Source organism: Pantoea sp. ABR1s (assembly GCF_057812235.1).
This window is the reverse complement of record NZ_CM173823.1, coordinates 2,346,256-2,362,974: the sequence shown is the minus strand read 5'-3', so window position 1 is coordinate 2,362,974 and position 16,719 is coordinate 2,346,256. Positions and strand designations below refer to the sequence as shown.

The window sequence follows — 16,719 nt, the reverse complement described above, 5'->3', positions numbered from 1 at the left end:
AATAGCCTTAAAAAGATACGTAGATTAATGTGTCTGCAGGGGGAAATGAAAAACATTTGTTAAATAAAGCCAGGGTGTTCTGACATTTCCGGGCGAGTTCCCCGCGTAATCGCTGCACCATCGCGAGGCAAACTGCGCTAAAACAGGGCAGTGGAGGGGCTTTTCTGGAGAGATAATTTATCAGCGATCACAAAAGCGATATTTCATCCCGTGAATGCATAATTCTGCTGTTTAAAACCCGGTTCTGGCGCTGCAATCAGACAACTATTCACTATATATGCAAATTAAGTGAATATTGTCAGCATCTAACTCATTGATATTACGTCGTGAAGACCATTTTATGCATTAATTCTCTGGCTGGCACGTTAACTGCACTCTACAGTAGGGCTGCACTACAACATCTTTTAACAATTTTAAAACATAAGCTTTACCCGGCCGGTAAAGTAAAGCAGGAGAGTGGGTTATGGCACTGCACGTTTCACGTCACGATTTCGATCAATGGATGATGCCGGTTTATGCGCCTGCGACTTTTATACCGGTTCGCGCGGAAGGCTCCACCGTCTGGGATCAAAACGGCAAAGATTATATCGACTTCGCCGGTGGCATCGCCGTCAATGCGTTAGGGCATGCGCATCCGGCATTACAACAGGCGCTGCAGGAACAGGCCGCACGTTTATGGCATACCGGTAATGGCTACACCAACGAACCGATCCTGCGGCTGGCGAAGCAGTTGATCGATGCCACCTTCGCTGACCGGGTGTTCTTCTGTAACTCCGGGGCGGAGGCGAACGAAGCGGCGCTGAAACTGGCGCGCAAGGTGGCGCATGATCGTGTGGGTCCGCATAAAAGTGGCATCGTGGCGTTTAAGAATGCATTTCATGGCCGCACCCTGTTTACGGTAACAGCCGGTGGTCAGCCCGCTTACTCAAAAGATTTTGCGCCGCTGCCGCCAGAGATCCAGCATGCCCCGTTTAACGATCTGGCGGCGGCGGCTGAACTGATTAATGACCATACCTGCGCAGTCATTGTTGAACCGATTCAGGGTGAAGGTGGCGTGCTGCCTGCCGATCCGGCGTTTCTGCGTGGATTGCGAGAACTCTGTGATAAGCATCAGGCTTTGCTGATTTTTGATGAAGTGCAGAGTGGCGTTGGCCGTACCGGTTCGCTTTATGCCTACATGCATTATGGCGTCACGCCGGATGTGCTTACCAGCGCCAAAGCGCTGGGCGGCGGCTTCCCGATTGGTGCGATGCTGACGCGCGAAGATCTGGCGCTGGTGATGGGCGTTGGCACCCACGGCACCACCTATGGCGGCAATCCGCTGGCGGGCGCAGTGGCAGGTAAAGTCATGGAACTGATCAACCAGCCTGAACTGATGGCGGGTGTAACAGAACGTCACCAGTGGATTGTGGCGGCACTGGATGAGATCAACCAGCGTCTGCACCTGTTCAAAGAAGTGCGCGGTCTTGGCCTGCTGATTGGCGCGGTGCTCAGCGACGATTTTGCCGGTAAAGCCAAAGCGATCAACCTTGCCGCCGCGGAAATGGGCGTCATGGTGCTGATTGCGGGTGCCAATGTGGTGCGTTTTGCCCCGGCGCTGAATATCAGTGAGCAGGAAGTGAAGCTGGGCATGGCCCGCTTTGCCGAAGTGTGTGAAAGCCTGGTGCGAGGGTCAACATCATGATGGTAATCCGTCCGGTTGAACGCGATGACTTAAGCCAGCTGATGGCGCTGGCGGGCAAAACCGGTGGCGGGCTGACCTCGTTGCCGGTTGATAGCGCGACGCTTCAGGCGCGTATCGATCGATCGCTGCAGACCTGGGAGGATTCTCTGCCACGTGCCGAGCAGGGCTATGTCTTTGTGCTGGCCGATAGCGAAGATAACCGCGCCGTCGGCATCTGCGCCATTGAGGTGGCGGTGGGGCTGCAGGATCCCTGGTACAACTTTCGCGTCGGTACCCAGGTGCACGCCTCAAAAGAGCTGAATGTTTATGCCGCGCTGCCTACCCTGTCGCTGAGTAACGACCATACCGGCAGCAGTGAGCTCTGCACGCTGTTTCTCGATCCCGATTACCGTGATGGCAAAAACGGCTATCTGCTGTCGAAGTCACGCTTCCTGTTTATGGCCAGTTTCCGTGAACGTTTCACCAACCGGGTGGTGGCCGAGATGCGTGGCGTCAGCGATGAGCAGGGCCATTCGCCGTTCTGGGAGAGCGTCGGCAGCCGCTTCTTCTCTATGGAATTCAGCAAAGCGGACTTCCTTAGTGGCACCGGACAGAAATCATTTATCGCTGAACTGATGCCGAAACATCCGCTCTACATCGACTACCTGACACCGGAAGCGCAGGCGGTGATTGGACAGGTCCATCCGCAAACCGCGCCTGCGCGGGCGGTACTGGAAGCAGAGGGCTTCCGCTACCTCAATTATGTCGACATTTTTGATGGCGGCCCGACGCTGGAGTGCGACATCGATCATATCCGTGCAGTGCGTAAAAGCCGTCTGCGCAGCGCAGAACGGGGCGAAAACCCGGCTGATGGCCCGCTCTGTCTGGTTGCCAATAGCGATTATCGCCAGTTCCGTGTAGCGCTGATTCCGGCAAAGGCTGACAGCGACAGCGTGCAACTCACGGATGAACAGATGCGGGCGCTTCATTGCCAGCCGGGCGACAGCCTGCGCGTGGTGACGCTCTGCAAAGAGGAGAAAACAGCATGACACATCTGATAAATGGAGAATGGCTGGACGGTGACGCTGAGATTCTGACGAAAGCGGATCCGGTCAGCGGCGAGACGTTATGGCAGGGTCACGCGGTATCAGCCGCTCAGGTCACCGGAGCCTGTGAGGCGGCGCGCGACGCATTTCCAGCCTGGGCCAGACGCCCGCTGGCGGAACGGCAGGCAATCGTTGAGAAATTTGCCGCCGGGCTTGAGGCGCATAAAACGGCGCTGGCGGAAACTATCGCCCGTGAAACCGGCAAGCCGCGCTGGGAAGCGCTGACCGAAGTGGGCGCGATGATCAACAAAATCGGCTTTTCGGTGAAGGCCTACCATAGCCGCACTGGTGAACAGCATGAAGGCGAAAGCTCGCTGCGCCACCGCCCGCATGGGGTACTGGCGGTGTTTGGTCCCTATAACTTCCCGGGACATCTGCCAAACGGCCATATTGTTCCGGCGCTGCTGGCGGGCAACTGTGTGGTATTTAAACCCAGCGAACTGACGCCGCTGACCGCCGAAAAAACCGTTGAGCTCTGGCTGGCTGCGGGCCTGCCTGCCGGCGTGCTGGCACTGTTACAGGGCGGACGTGAGACTGGTCAGGCGCTGGCCAACTGTCAGCAGATTGATGGCCTGCTGTTTACCGGCAGCGCCCATACCGGCTATCAGCTGCATCGCCAGTTTGCCGGTCAGCCTGAAAAGATGCTGGCGCTGGAGATGGGCGGTAACAATGCCCTGATTGTTGAAGATCCGGTGGACACTGATGCGGCTGTCAACATCACGTTGCAGTCAGCCTTTATAACCGCCGGTCAGCGCTGCACCTGCGCGCGGCGTCTGCTGGTCAGACGCGGCGATGCAGGGGATGCGTTTCTGCGGCGGCTGGTGGAGGTGGCGGGGCGACTGCAACCCGCCGCCTGGAATGCTGAACCGCAGCCGTTTATGGGCAGCGTGATCTCCACCGGCGCAGCAGAGAAGATTATGGGTGAGTGGCAACGGCGGGTTGAGGCGGGCGGCGAGGTGCTGCTGGAAATGCGCTGGCCGGATCGCCACAGTGCCATCCTGACGCCAGGTATTATCGATTTAACCGGCGTGCAGGGCATTCCGGATGAAGAGGTCTTTGGTCCGCTGTTAGGCGTAGTCCGCTATGAGACATTTGAAGAGGCGATAGCGCTGGCGAACCAGACCCGTTACGGCCTGTCATGTGGATTGATCTCACCGTCACGTCAGCAGTTTGATCAGCTGCTGCTTGAAGCACGTGCCGGTATCGTTAACTGGAACAAACCGCTGACCGGCGCAGCCAGTACCGCGCCGTTTGGCGGCATTGGTGCCTCGGGCAACCACCGCGCCAGCGCCTGGTATGCGGCGGATTACTGCGCATGGCCAATGGCCTCGCTGGAGACGCCTGACCTGACGCTGCCCGCCACGCTGTCGCCGGGCCTCGATTTCTCCACCCAGGAGACGACGTCATGAAGGCAACCGAGGCCAACTTTGATGGGCTGGTGGGGTTAACACACCACTATGCCGGGCTGTCGTTTGGCAACGAAGCCTCGACCCGCAATCAGCTGCAGCCGTCGAATCCCCGTCTGGCGGCAAAGCAGGGGTTGCTCAAGATGAAAGCGCTGGCCGATATGGGCTACGTGCAGGGGGTGATCCCGCCGCATGAGCGGCCCAATATTGCGGCGCTGCGCCAGCTCGGCTTTGGTGGCAGCGATGAGCAGGTGCTGGCTGCGGCCGGGAAAACTGCGCCGGGATTACTCTCCGCCGTCAGTTCAGCCTCGGCGATGTGGGTCGCCAATGCTGCCACGGTCTCGCCGTCAGCGGACAGCCTTGATGGCCGGGTTCACCTGACGGTGGCGAACCTTAACAACAAATTCCACCGTGCGATAGAAGCGCCGGAAACGGCCTGGCTGCTGCGTTCCATCTTCCGCGACGATCGCCATTTTGCGGTGCATGATGCCTTGCCGCAGGTGGCGATGTTTGGCGATGAAGGGGCGGCGAACCATAACCGACTGGGCGGCGCCTATGGTGAGCGCGGCGTGCAGCTGTTTGTCTATGGCCGCGACAGCAGCCATGAGGGCAAAGCCCCGCAGCGCTATCCGGCACGTCAGACCCGGGAAGCCAGCGAGGCGGTCGCCCGTCTGCATCAGCTCTCACCGGAAAGCGTGCTGTATGCGCAGCAGAATCCTGCGGTGATCGATCAGGGCGTGTTCCATAACGATGTGATTGCGGTAAGTAACCAGCAGATGCTCTTCTGTCACCAGCACGCCTTTGTTAGTCAGCCTGAACTGCTGGCGCAGCTTCGGTCGCGCGTTCCCGGTTTTGTGGCACTGGAAGTGCCGGAAAATCGGGTGTCAGTGAAAGATGCGGTGGAGACCTATCTGTTTAACAGTCAGTTGCTGAGCCGTCCCGACGGCACCATGATGCTGGTGCTGCCGGAGGAGTCACGTCAGCATCCGGGTGTCTGGCGCTACCTGTGTGAACAGGTTGAGGCTGACACGCCACTCAAAGCCCTGAAGGTGTTTGATCTGCGCGAAAGCATGTATAACGGGGGTGGTCCAGCCTGCCTGCGTTTGCGGGTGGTGCTGACACCACAGGAGCAGCAGGCAGTGAATCCGGCGGTGCTGATGAACGATCGGCTCTTCAGCACGCTGAATAACTGGGTTGACCGTCATTACCGCGATCGCCTGACCCAGGCCGATCTGGTCGACCCACAATTGCTGCGTGAGGGACGCGACGCGCTGGATGAACTGACGAAGCTGCTAGACTTAGGAAATGTATATGCATTTCAGCAGTGAAGGAGGGGGCAGCACAGTCTGCCGCCTGCTCAGGGCGAAAAGGAGGAACGATGCAGGACTTTTTACAGCAAACGCTCTCCGGCGAGGTGCCGCGTAAGCGTAGTGGTGAAACGGCGCATCTTCGCTGGCAATGGTTGTATCACGGCATACTGTTGATGGAGCCGACGGTGCCGGTTAAACAGGCGCTGGTGCTCTCTGCCGGGATCCACGGCAATGAAACGGCCCCGGTAGAAATGGTGAACCAGCTGGTTAATCCGCTGCTGCGGGGCGAAAAGCCGTTACAGCAGCGCATGCTGGTGATTCTGGGTAATCCCTCAGCGCTACGCACCGGTAAGCGCTATGTGCGTTATGACATTAACCGGCTGTTTGGCGGACGCTGGCAGCAGATTGATGATGGTGATGAGGCCCGCCGCGTGCTGCGGCTGGAGCAGACGCTGGAGACCTTCTGGCAGCTGGGCGAGTGCGATGAAACGCGCTGGCATCTCGACATGCACACGGCTATTCGTGGCTCTTATCATCCTCAGTTCGGCGTAATGCCGCACAATGAACGCCCCTGGCCGCCCGCGTTTCTTGACTGGCTGGCCGCTGCCGGGCTGGAAGCGCTGGTGTTCCATCGCTCGCCGGGCGGCACCTTTACCCACTTCAGCTGCGAGCACTTCGGTGCGGCCAGCTGTACCCTGGAGCTGGGCAAAGCGCTGCCGTTTGGCGAAAACGATCTCAGTCAGTTCAGTGCGGCACAGCAGGCGCTGGCGTCTTTACTCTATGGCGAAGCGCTGCCTGCGGCGGCGGTCAGACCGCGTCACTATCGGGTCGCGCAGCAGATCACCCGACTGAGTGAGCACTTTACGCTGCATATGTCGCCGGAAACGCTGAACTTTACCGCGTTTCCACAGGGGACGTTGCTGGCGGAAGATGGTAGCACCCGCTATTACGTGCAGCAGGCGCGGGAGTATGTGCTGTTCCCTAACCCTAACGTGGCCGCCGGGCTGCGTGCCGGACTGATGCTGATTGAAGAGAGCGAACAGACTCAGGCGCTGCCGGTCTGATAGCGGTTGTTAACAGCGCAGACCCTCGGCGCTAAAAAACCGACAGGAAAAGTGGAAGATCGGCTTCCGCTTTCCTGTCGTAACCCTTACACTCCTCCATGATTTCTGCCAAATTCGCTTTAAATTCATAAACATTTTCAATTCCTCACGCCTTTCTTCTTATTCTCTTCATGATTGCCCGATTTTTATCTTTTATGCTTTCACGGCTTTACTCAGGCTCTGAGTAGTTGACGTTCAGCGTCGTATGCTTGTTTCCGAAGACGCGACAGAGTGCTGTCGTCATTATCATGAATTATAAGGACACTATTATGCGCAAACTGACTTCCCTTTTACTGGCTTCCTCGCTGGCGTTTGGTGCAGCCAGCGCCGTCCATGCAGCCGCTGACAACATGACTCCACCGCCAGCAGGCAGCGAAAAAGCGATGCACAAGCCGCCAATGCGCCACGGCATGGAGATGATGTTTAAAGGTCTGAACCTGACCGACGCGCAGAAAACTCAGATGCGCGACATCATGAAAGAGAGCCACAAAGATATGAAACGCCCGTCACTGGACGAGCGTCGTGCGGCCCACAGCATTATTGCCTCTGACAGCTTCGACCAGAGCAAAGCAGAAGCACAGGCAGAGAAGATGTCCGCCAATGCCAAAGAGCATGCGCTGAAGATGCTGGAAACCCAGAACAAGCTCTATAACGTGCTGACGCCGGAGCAGAAAAAACAGTACAACGCTAACTTTGAAAAGCGTCTGACTGAGAAAGGCCCGCACGAGGGCAAAATGGCACCGCCAGCAGAACCGGCTGAATAACACTCGTTAAGCGAACGGTCTGAGACCGCCGGCGCTGTCCACTGAAGGTGAGTGGGCAGCGTCGGCGGTTTTTTTATAGCGGCAGAATAGGGTAGGCACCTGACAGAATCGGGCGGCAGAGGATTTTGTAGCCGTCGTGATCAAAACCGCCTTTGGGCCGCTGCAGTTTTCTGGCCTCATCCATGCTGCTGACCGAACCGAGATAGAACCAGTGGTCGATAACGTGGATCTGCGTCATCTCTTTGCCTTCCTCCACCAGCCCCACGGCACCCTGCCATGGCCAGCAGAACACCCGCACGTTTTCCAGCGCCTCCAGCAGTCGATCCTGATGATCGCTGACCGGCTCTTTACCACAGCAGGCCCCGGCGCAACGGCGCAGTGCCGAGCGGAAGCAGCCTCGCCCCGCACTCAGCGCTTCCAGACCCAGCAGGCCATGACAGAGCTGATACTCATCCGCGAGCTGCTTGAGCCGTTCCAGCGCGGCGAAGCGACTGCGATAGAGCCCAAACAGGTTGGGGGACTGGCTGAAATCGAGGTCTTTTGCATAGACCACATTCGGTTTGCCGTCGGTAATCTGCAATGAACAGAGCTGCCGGTTTTTGCGCAGTCGCTTATTGAACAGCGGCTGCTGGGTTTTGATCATCTGCGCTTCCAGCAGCAGCGCGCCGAGGTCGCCCGCGGTAGGGATCCAGCTTACACGCCGCGACTGGCGCAGCATTTTCGCCTCATCCGGGGTGCGGAAATGGGACATCACCCGCGAACGCAGATTCACACTTTTACCGATATAGAGCGGCAGCGACTCACTTTCGCCATGAAAGGTATAGACGCCAGGATGATTTGGCAGGCCTTCCAGCCATTCACGCAGGTGTTCGGGATATTGATAAATTGCATTCGCATCGGGTTCGGGGCGAAGTATGGCAGAACGTCTGACCAAGATGGACTCCATTTACTGGTTGTCCATACAGCATAACAGGCAGGTGAAATGATCGCCAGCCGTCTGGTTACAGAGACCGTGTTGCCCGCCAGCAGATCAGCGAGCCGAGCGTGATCATCACCACGCCCTGCCAGAAGGCCAGCGGCGGCGTCAGGCCCAGCCACAGCGAACCCAGCAGGGCCGACAGCACCGGCGTAAAGTAGGAGGCGGTGGCCAGCAGCGTCAGATTGCCCTGCTGAATCCCGTGATTCCAGGCGGAATAGGCGATGGCGGTGGAGAGCCCGACAAACAGCACCTCCAGCAGCGGCACCAGCGTAAAGGCCATCGGCACAGTGTGATCGCTGAAGGCATATTTCAGCCACAGCGCCAGTGCAGTCAGGATAAAAAACAGCGTGACGCCATTGGAACCACGGGCAAAGCGGCGGGTGAGATTATTGTAGAGCGCCCAGGTCAGGGCGGCGATAAAGGCCAGTGCATAGGCGACCGGGTTGCGCAGCATATTCTGCCACAACAGCGCCGGCGATCCGCTGCCGCTGCCTTTCATTACCCAGACGATCCCCAGCAGCGACAGCAGCAGTCCTGGCCACAGCCAGACACGGAAACGCTGCTGATTAAATGGGATCGCCAGCACGATGGTCAGACAGGGCCAGAGATAGTTAATCATCCCCAGCTCCAGCGACTGGCTGCGATCGCTGGCCAGCCCGATGGCCAGCGCCAGACAGATTTCATAGCCGACAAAGAGTACGCCGCCCAACCACAGGTAGATGGCTGGCATTGCGCCAGGTCTGGGCAGGCCCCGGGTCAGGCAGAGCAGACACGCCGTGGTGGTGTAGATCAGCGCCGCACCACCGGTGGCGCCAAAGGCTTCACTGACGCTGCGCAGCAGGCCAACGGTCGTACTCCAGAGCAGAATGGCGACAAGCCCGATGAGGGTCGCGCGCGAAACGGTGGCAGGCATGCAGCGATCAACAAAGTCAGTGAGAGAAGCCTCCCTTGCCGCGGCAAGGGAGGGGCAGGATTACTTCCAGAAGTCGTCGAATACCGTGATCGGCGGACGACGTTTGTGCTCGGTTTTCTGATACCAGCCTTCGATGATACGGGCGCTGTCAGGATTGATGCTTTTGCCTTCCAGGTAGTCATCAATCATCTCATAGGTGACGCCCAGCGCCACTTCATCCTGCAGGCCTGGACGATCATCTTCCAGATCGGCAGTCGGTTTTTTCAGATAGAGATGCTCCGGGCAGCCAAGGTGTTTCAGCAACTGCTTGCCCTGACGCTTGTTCAGGCGGAACAGGGGATTGATGTCCGTGCCGCCATCGCCATACTTGGTGAAGAAACCGGTGACGGCTTCAGCCGCGTGATCGGTGCCGACCACTACGCCTTTGGTCATGCCGGCGATGCTGTATTGCGCTTTCATCCGCTCACGGGCTTTTTCATTGCCGCGGACAAAATCGGAAAGCGTAATACCCGCCTCTTTCAGCGCGCGCTCACTGGCCAGCACCGACTCTTTGATGTTTACCACCAGCGAACGGTCGGGTTTGATAAAGGCCAGCGCGTCCTGACAATCCTGCTCATCCGCCTGCACACCATAGGGCAGACGCACGGCAATAAAGGTGTAGTTGTTATCACCGCTCTCCTGACGCAGTTCGGTGATCGCCCGCTGCGCCAGCGCGCCCGCCAGGGTTGAATCCTGACCGCCGCTGATCCCCAGCACCAGCGTTTTCAGTCCGCTGTGACGTTTCAGGTAGGCTTTAAGAAAATCGATGCTGACGCGCACTTCCTGGTCGGCGTCGATAGTGGGCTTCACACCCAGGGCTTCAATAATTTCCTGCTGCAGTGACATGAACTTCTCCTCAGGTCAGTGGCCTGTCGGCTCGATGCGAACGTTTTATTAAAGCTAACGTGCCTTTGCGAAAACAACAAGCCAAAGCGGTAACTGATTACCATGAAACGTTGCGAAATCAGTGAGTTTTTACCTGCGGCAGCGGTTTTTTCGCCAGCACGGTAAACATCAGAATCGCCGTCATAAAGCAGCCAAAAATGGTGGCGCACATGCTCAGCACCGAGGTGCCACCGATGCCGGTAATCGGCACGGTAATCGCACCCAGCGTGAACATCGTGACGCCAATCACCGCGGAGGCGCTGCCAGCGCGATGGCCCTGACTCTGCATCGCCAGGGACGAGGCGGTGGTAGCGATAACGCCGTTGCTGGCAATGGTAAAGAACAGTGCCACCAGCAGCAGCGCTAAGGGAGCATGCAGCAGCGCGGCCAGCAGCAGCAGACTGGAGGCGACAAAGGCCAGCGTCAGTCCGCCTTTCAGCACCCGATATTCGCCCCACAATGGACAGAGGCGGGCGCTGGTCTGTGAAGCAATCACCAGGCCAAACCCGTTGGCCGCAAAGCAGAAGCTAAAGGCCTGGGGGGAAAGACCATAGAGTTGCTGCAGCACGAACGGCGAGGCACCGATGTAGGCGAACATGCCGGACATCATAAATCCCTGGGTCAGGCAGAAGCCCATGAAGGGGCGATGGGTAATCACCTGACCCAATGCCGCGTAGGCGGAGAATATTGATCCTTTACTGCGGCGTGCCTCAGGCAGGGTTTCATGCAGCTTCCAGCGCGCCAGCAGGATCAGCAGAATGGCAATGCCGCCCAGCACCATGAAGATGCCGCGCCAGTTTAAAATCGTCATCAGCACGCCGCCTAATACCGGTGCACCGATCGGTGCCAGACCGTTGACCAGCATCAGCAGAGCGAAGAATCGCGTCAGCTCATGGCCGCTGTACATATCGCGTGCAATTGCCCGTGACAGCACCGCACCGCCCGCACCTGCTAACCCTTCGAACAGCCGCGCCAGCAGCAGCTGGTTAATATCCTGCGCCAGCGCACAGCCCATCGAGGCGATAAACAGCAACACCAGTGACAGGGTCAGCGGGCGCAGGCGGCCGAACTTATCACTCATCGGGCCAAAGAGCAGCTGGCCAAAGCCGAGACCTAACAGTCCGGCGGTCAGACTCAGCTGCGCGGTAGCGGTTTCAGTGTGCAGATCCTGGGCCATTTGTGGCAGCGCAGGCAGATAGAGGTCGATGCAGAGCGGGCCCAGTGCGGCCAGCAGGCCCAGCGTAATGGCATAAACCAGGCGATTGGAGTGTACAGGGGTCATTTATCCTCGGGATTGTCAGCGATGGGGTAAACAGAAAGCGGGTAAGTCAGTGAAAAACAGCGGCCGGTAACGTGACATTTACGCCAATCTGCGACTGCGCGGATGACGGTGTGGTCTCTGAAAACGGGGCGCTATCGGGTGCCTGTTTTGCCGGGCAGTATACGTCTGCGTTGACAGCAAAACAGCTTTCTTTACGAAATCCTGACATTTGACAGGCCACTAATTGTTCGTCATAAACTTGATAAATCAGCATTTATGTTCCAGGCTTGTTTCCACATGGACAATAAATGAGGAACAACAAGATGAATAAAGTGATGGGATGTATCGCTGCGGCGCTGACGCTGGCTGCACTGTCTGGTTGTACGACTTACGATCGTGCGGAAAGCTACGTGACTAAGCCAGTGGTAAAGGATGTTAAAAAGGGTATGACCCGTGATCAGGTTCGTCAGATCGCCGGTACGCCTTCTACTGAAATCACCATGGTTCACGCGCGCGGCACCTGCCAGACTTATGTGCTGGGTCAGCGCGACGGTAAAGCTCAGACTTACTTCGTGAGCTATAACGACACCGGCCGTGTCATGAACTACGGCTTCCAGAGCTGTGCGGAATATGACACCGATCCGCAGGTTCAGCAGTAACTCATAGCACCCCTGAATAGCAAACGGCCCGTCATTATGACGGGCCGTTTTTCGTTGTGGCGCTGACTACAAACCTGCCGGGCGCGGCACCTCAACATAGTCGCCATCTATCTGCCGCTGGTAGAAGTGGCCAGCCTGCACATAGAAGCGTTTGCCGTTAAAGTCGAGTACCCGCATTTCACTGCTGACCCGCGACTCTGCAGGCGGCTCTGCCACTACATACTCATCGCCGTGACGCTGATAATAATTGCCGTTGAGCAGATAGTAGGTCAGTCCGCCTATCAGCACCGCGGTTGCGGCTTCAGGCAAAAAGCGCACCGGCCCGGGTCCGCCCCAGTGTGGCCCGTGGCCGCCATGGCGATCCCATCCACCCGGCGGCCCCCAGTCGCCAGGATGGGCGAAAGCCAGAGCGGGTGTCAAAAGCGTCAGCGTCAGAAGCGAGGCGATTATCTTTTTCATCATGTGTTCTCCTCATAAGACTGGATGCAGAATTCGCTTTTTACCCGGCAAAGACAAGCACTAAAGCGGCGATTTTTCGCCTGTTTACCATGCTTAACGCTTTCTTAACGGCGTTGCCATTAATGGGGGAGATTATGGAGAAGAAGGGCGGGAATAACCTGGCGCGGGCGCGCCAGGTTCAAAGCAGATTAGCGGTGCGCCAGTTCGGCGTTGTCGTCGCTTTCCAGGACGCGCTTATCGGTCAGACCTAACCAGCGACTGGTGAGAGAACCGGCGGTCATGGAACCGTTGACGTTCAGGGCTGTACGACCCATATCGATCAGCGGCTCAATGGAGATCAGCAGCGCCACCAGGGTGACCGGCAGGCCCATCGCAGGCAGGACAATCAGCGCCGCGAAGGTTGCACCACCGCCGACACCGGCAACGCCTGCTGAGCTCAGCGTCACGATCCCGACCAGCGTCGCAATCCACAGCGGGTCAAACGGGTTGATCCCGACGGTTGGCGCAACCATCACTGCCAGCATGGTTGGATAGAGACCGGCACAGCCGTTCTGGCCGATAGTGGCACCAAAAGAGGCCGCGAAGCTGGCAATCGACTCAGGCACGCCAAGACGACGGGTCTGGGTTTCCACGCTCAGCGGAATGCTGGCTGCGCTGGAGCGGCTGGTAAAGGCGAAGGTAATAACCGGCCACACTTTACGGAAGAAGCGCATCGGGTTGATACCATTTACCGACAGCAGCAGGGCGTGGACACCAAACATGATGGCCAGACCGAGGTAAGAGGCGACCACAAAGCTGCCCAGCTTGATGATGTCCTGCAGGTTAGAACCGGCAACCACTTTGGTCATCAGCGCCAGCACACCATAAGGCGTCAGCTTCATCACTAAACGCACCAGCTTCATGACCCAGGACTGCAGCGTATCGATCGCGACCAGCACGCGCTGACCTTTAACTTCATCATCTTTCAGCATCTGCAGTGCAGCCACGCCCAGGAAGGCGGCGAAGATGACGACGCTGATAATCGAGGTCGGACTGGCTCCGGTCAGATCGGCAAACGGGTTTTTCGGGATAAAGGAGAGCACCAGTTGCGGCACGGTCAGGTCAGCCACTTTGCCGACATAGTTGCTCTGGATCGCACTGAGACGCGCAGTCTCCTGCACGCCCTGAACCAGACCTTCAGCGCTCAGGCCAAACAGGCCGGTCACGAAGACGCCGACCAGCGCCGAGATCGCGGTGGTAAACAGCAGTACGCCAATCGTCAGTACGCTGATTTTTCCCAGCGACGAGGCGTTATGCAGACGGGCAACCGCACTCAGAATGGAAACGAACACCAGCGGCATTACGACCATCTGCAGCAACTGGACATAGCCATTACCGACGATGTTAAACCAGCTGATAGACTCTTTGACCACTGCGCTGTTTTCGCCGTAGATCAACTGCAAAACCAGGCCGAACAGTACGCCGATTACCAGACCGGTCAGCACTTTTTTCGACAGGCTCCAGTTCTGACGGCTGAAGCGAGAGAGCAATACCAGCAGCACCACAAAGGCTACGATATTAAGCGTAAGAGGAAGGTCCATACTGAAACTCCAGAGTAATGCGGCCTTTCGCTCTGGAAAGGCCGCATAATGTTAATCACGAATTAAGACAGCAGGAATGGTAACAGCAGGCGAAGAGGGTGCCTTATATCCAAATGGCATGGTTTATAACTTAAAGGCGTTTTGTGCTGATTTATTGCGCAGTATGACTGGAAATCAACCGTCCGACGCCATTTTGTAGCGTATCGAACAGCTGTGACGGCCAGCCGTTTGCACCAAAAGATGGCATGCCCACCGGAAACCAGAGCGCATATCCCACCAGTCCCAGGCACAATGCCCGCTCAAGCTGGTTGCCTTTCTGGCTGCGCAGAATCGGCAGCCGGAAACGCCAGCGGCAGGGCCACAGCAGCGGAACCCCGGCAGGCGTCAGCATATCGGCCACAATATGGCTAAGGTAGCCCAGCGTCAGACCCTGCAGGACATCAGGCGGTATCGGCGACGACTGGGGCAGGTTTATCTGAAAAAGCCACAAACCGGCGGCTATCGCCAGCAAACTGTGGGTAAAGCCGCGATGGCCGAACGCGCGCGCAATAGGATGAGAGAGCCAGCGTAGTCGCTGTCCCAGCAGAGATTTAGGGTGATCGATATCGGGCAACAGACATGTCAGCAGCGCTGAGGGGACAAGATGCCACCAGTCGGCCTGCGCCAGCACCGGTGTCAGCTCAGCACGCTTCGCAAAGATAGCGCTGGCAATGGCAAAAATGATGTGGCCTTCGCCCGTCATGATAGAACCTGGTTGCAAAGAAAACTGTCGATGCATCCAGTATAGGGATTTATCCAGTAAATGAGAACATGTGACGCTGTAACGAAGCATGAATATTATTAACAAGGCGGACAGCGATGAAACACTGTCCGCCAGTAAGATTAACGCGCCAGCCAGCCGCCATCCACCGCCAGGGTGTAGCCATTCACGTAGTCAGACGCGGAAGAGGCCAGGAAGACTACCGGGCCCATCATGTCATCCGGCACGCCCCAGCGGCCTGCCGGAATACGGCCCAGAATCTCTTCACTACGCGACTCATCATTACGAAGCTGTTCCGTATTGTTGGTGGCCATGTAACCGGGAGCGATGGCATTGACGTTAATGCCATGTTTTGCCCACTCGTTCGCCATCAGACGGGTCAGTCCCATCACGGCACTTTTCGACGCCGTATAAGAGGGCACCCGGATACCGCCCTGGAAGGAGAGCATGGAGGCGATATTGATGATCTTGCCGCCATTACCCTGCGCGATAAACTGACGGGCAACCTGCTGCGACAGGAAAAACAGGCTCTTGCTGTTAAGATTCATCACGTCATCCCAATCCTGCTCACTGAAATTCAGTGCGTCCTCACGGCGGATAATGCCGGCATTGTTGACCAGAATGTCAATTTTACCGGCAGCGGCCAGCGCCTGTTCAACCACTGAGGCCACCACGCTGGTCTGCATCAGATCGGCCTGCACCGGCCAGAACCGGCGACCCAGCGCCTCCACTTTACTTTGGGTATCATCCGGGCCATCACGGTTAACGCCGACGATATCACAACCCGCCTGGGCCAGACCCAGCGCCATACCTTGCCCTAAACCGGTATTACAGCCGGTCACCAGCGCGACTTTACCTTCCAGGTTAAACGTACTCAGTACCATGGTATTTCTCCTCTGCTCAGCGCAGTTCACTGATTTTGACGTGGTCCATGTCATCAAAGACCTGATTCTCACCCACCATGCCCCAGATAAAGGTGTAACGCTGGGTGCCGACACCGGCGTGAATTGACCAGCTGGGTGAGATCACCGCCTGCTCGTTGTGTACCAGCAGATGGCGGGTTTGCTGCGGTTGCCCCATCATGTGGAAGACGGCGCACTCTTCGCTCATATCGAAGTAGAAATAGACTTCCATGCGGCGTTCGTGGGTGTGGCAGGGCATGGTGTTCCACAGGCTGCCTTCATCCAGTTTGGTTAAGCCCATGGTGAGCTGACAGGTGGGCAACACATCCGGCACGATAAATTTGTTAATGGTGCGGCGATTGGATGTCGCGGCATCACCCAGCGTCGCGGTGGCGGCTTCCTGCAGCGTGATTTTCTTGTCCGGGAAGGTGCTGTGTGCTGGCGCACTGTTGTAATAGAATTTGGCCGGCTGCGCAGGGTTCAGGCTGCGGAACTGCAGGTTGCGCGCACCTTTGCCGATGTAAAGTGCCTCTTCGTGACCGATTTCCCACGCTTTACCGTCAACTTCTACCAGACCCGGGCCGCCAATATTGATCATGCCCAGCTCGCGGCGTTCAAGAAAATAAGCGACGCCCAGCTGTTTTCCCATCTCATCACCGATAGTGACCGGATTATTCACCGGCATGACGCCGCCAATAATGATGCGGTCGATATGGCTGTAGGTCAGGGTGTAATCATCGGCAGTAAATATCTTCTCAATCAGGAACTCGCGGCGCAGTGCTTCAGTGTCGAGTTGCTTAGCGTGATCGCTGTGAATGCTTTGACGAACGTCCATCTCAGGCCTCTCTGCAGGTCAGGTTATTCATGCCCCAAACGGGGACGCTTTTGGCATCTTAGGCAGAGCGGGATGGGAATTCAATAAAAATGAAA

The 16,719-nt window shown here is 57.3% G+C and carries 17 protein-coding genes; 7 read left to right on the top strand and 10 right to left on the bottom strand.

All coding sequences use genetic code 11. From position 1 onward, the window contains the following. Nucleotides 1-463 precede the first annotated feature (463 nt). The 6 genes from ACXKZD_RS11110 (at nt 464) to spy (ending at nt 7,352) form a co-directional block, all read left to right on the top strand. Complete coding sequence (locus ACXKZD_RS11110) at nt 464-1,684, top strand: aspartate aminotransferase family protein (RefSeq protein WP_010245746.1); 1,221 nt, start codon at nt 464-466, stop codon at nt 1,682-1,684. Beyond that, nucleotides 1,681-2,712: an arginine N-succinyltransferase gene (gene astA, locus ACXKZD_RS11105; RefSeq protein ID WP_033771605.1), complete on the top strand. Its 1,032-nt coding sequence runs from the start codon at nt 1,681-1,683 to the stop codon at nt 2,710-2,712. Before ACXKZD_RS11110 ends, astA begins: the two co-directional genes overlap by 4 nt. Then, complete coding sequence (gene astD / locus ACXKZD_RS11100; RefSeq protein ID WP_476097979.1) at nt 2,709-4,178, top strand: succinylglutamate-semialdehyde dehydrogenase; 1,470 nt, start codon at nt 2,709-2,711, stop codon at nt 4,176-4,178. The genes astA and astD overlap by 4 nt, the downstream gene beginning before the upstream one ends. Beyond that, nucleotides 4,175-5,503 carry an N-succinylarginine dihydrolase gene (gene astB, locus ACXKZD_RS11095; protein ID WP_033779309.1) on the top strand — a complete coding sequence of 443 codons (1,329 nt, stop codon included), beginning with the start codon at nt 4,175-4,177 and terminating at the stop codon, nt 5,501-5,503. Before astD ends, astB begins: the two co-directional genes overlap by 4 nt. Nucleotides 5,504-5,553: 50 nt before the next feature. Beyond that, nucleotides 5,554-6,549, top strand: a complete 996-nt coding sequence (gene astE, locus ACXKZD_RS11090) for a succinylglutamate desuccinylase (protein WP_010670016.1) — start codon at nt 5,554-5,556, stop codon at nt 6,547-6,549. Between the two features lie 308 nt (nt 6,550-6,857). Further along, entirely contained in the window at nt 6,858-7,352 is a 495-nt protein-coding gene (gene spy, locus ACXKZD_RS11085; RefSeq protein WP_050679943.1) for an ATP-independent periplasmic protein-refolding chaperone Spy, read from the top strand. Nucleotides 7,353-7,425: 73 nt separating this feature from the next. Here the strand turns inward: spy and cho are convergent, their stop codons facing one another. From cho to ACXKZD_RS11060, 5 genes are all read right to left on the bottom strand, one after another. Continuing rightward, nucleotides 7,426-8,286: an excinuclease Cho gene (gene cho / locus ACXKZD_RS11080; RefSeq protein WP_010245728.1), complete on the bottom strand. Its 861-nt coding sequence runs from the start codon at nt 8,284-8,286 to the stop codon at nt 7,426-7,428. Between the two features lie 67 nt (nt 8,287-8,353). Next, nucleotides 8,354-9,244 (bottom strand): aromatic amino acid DMT transporter YddG, encoded by an 891-nt coding sequence (gene yddG / locus ACXKZD_RS11075; RefSeq protein ID WP_050679944.1) that lies wholly within the window; start codon nt 9,242-9,244, stop codon nt 8,354-8,356. Nucleotides 9,245-9,304: 60 nt separating this feature from the next. After that, on the bottom strand, nt 9,305-10,129 hold the full coding sequence (gene nadE, locus ACXKZD_RS11070) for an NAD(+) synthase (protein WP_050679945.1): 825 nt from the start codon (nt 10,127-10,129) through the stop codon (nt 9,305-9,307). 118 nt (nt 10,130-10,247) lie between these two features. Beyond that, nucleotides 10,248-11,450, bottom strand: a complete 1,203-nt coding sequence (locus ACXKZD_RS11065) for a multidrug effflux MFS transporter (protein ID WP_033757466.1) — start codon at nt 11,448-11,450, stop codon at nt 10,248-10,250. A 46-nt stretch (nt 11,451-11,496) separates the two neighbouring features. Further along, nucleotides 11,497-11,703: a hypothetical protein gene (locus ACXKZD_RS11060; RefSeq protein ID WP_488981602.1), complete on the bottom strand. Its 207-nt coding sequence runs from the start codon at nt 11,701-11,703 to the stop codon at nt 11,497-11,499. A gap of 49 nt (nt 11,704-11,752) precedes the next feature. Here ACXKZD_RS11060 and osmE point away from each other — a divergent pair, with 49 nt between their 5' ends. Then, complete coding sequence (gene osmE, locus ACXKZD_RS11055; RefSeq protein ID WP_010245718.1) at nt 11,753-12,088, top strand: osmotically-inducible lipoprotein OsmE; 336 nt, start codon at nt 11,753-11,755, stop codon at nt 12,086-12,088. 66 nt (nt 12,089-12,154) lie between these two features. Here osmE and ACXKZD_RS11050 read toward each other — a convergent pair whose 3' ends face one another. The 5 genes from ACXKZD_RS11050 to kduI form a co-directional block, all read right to left on the bottom strand. Then, nucleotides 12,155-12,547 (bottom strand): DUF6515 family protein, encoded by a 393-nt coding sequence (locus tag ACXKZD_RS11050; protein WP_033757987.1) that lies wholly within the window; start codon nt 12,545-12,547, stop codon nt 12,155-12,157. Nucleotides 12,548-12,735: 188 nt separating this feature from the next. Further along, nucleotides 12,736-14,127 (bottom strand): L-cystine transporter, encoded by a 1,392-nt coding sequence (locus ACXKZD_RS11045; RefSeq protein WP_488981601.1) that lies wholly within the window; start codon nt 14,125-14,127, stop codon nt 12,736-12,738. 151 nt (nt 14,128-14,278) lie between these two features. Continuing rightward, complete coding sequence (locus ACXKZD_RS11040) at nt 14,279-14,869, bottom strand: metal-dependent hydrolase (RefSeq protein WP_010245708.1); 591 nt, start codon at nt 14,867-14,869, stop codon at nt 14,279-14,281. 140 nt (nt 14,870-15,009) lie between these two features. Then, nucleotides 15,010-15,771 carry a 2-dehydro-3-deoxy-D-gluconate 5-dehydrogenase KduD gene (gene kduD / locus ACXKZD_RS11035; protein ID WP_010245706.1) on the bottom strand — a complete coding sequence of 254 codons (762 nt, stop codon included), beginning with the start codon at nt 15,769-15,771 and terminating at the stop codon, nt 15,010-15,012. A gap of 16 nt (nt 15,772-15,787) precedes the next feature. Further along, on the bottom strand, nt 15,788-16,624 hold the full coding sequence (gene kduI / locus ACXKZD_RS11030; RefSeq protein ID WP_010670022.1) for a 5-dehydro-4-deoxy-D-glucuronate isomerase: 837 nt from the start codon (nt 16,622-16,624) through the stop codon (nt 15,788-15,790). Nucleotides 16,625-16,719: the final 95 nt, after the last annotated feature.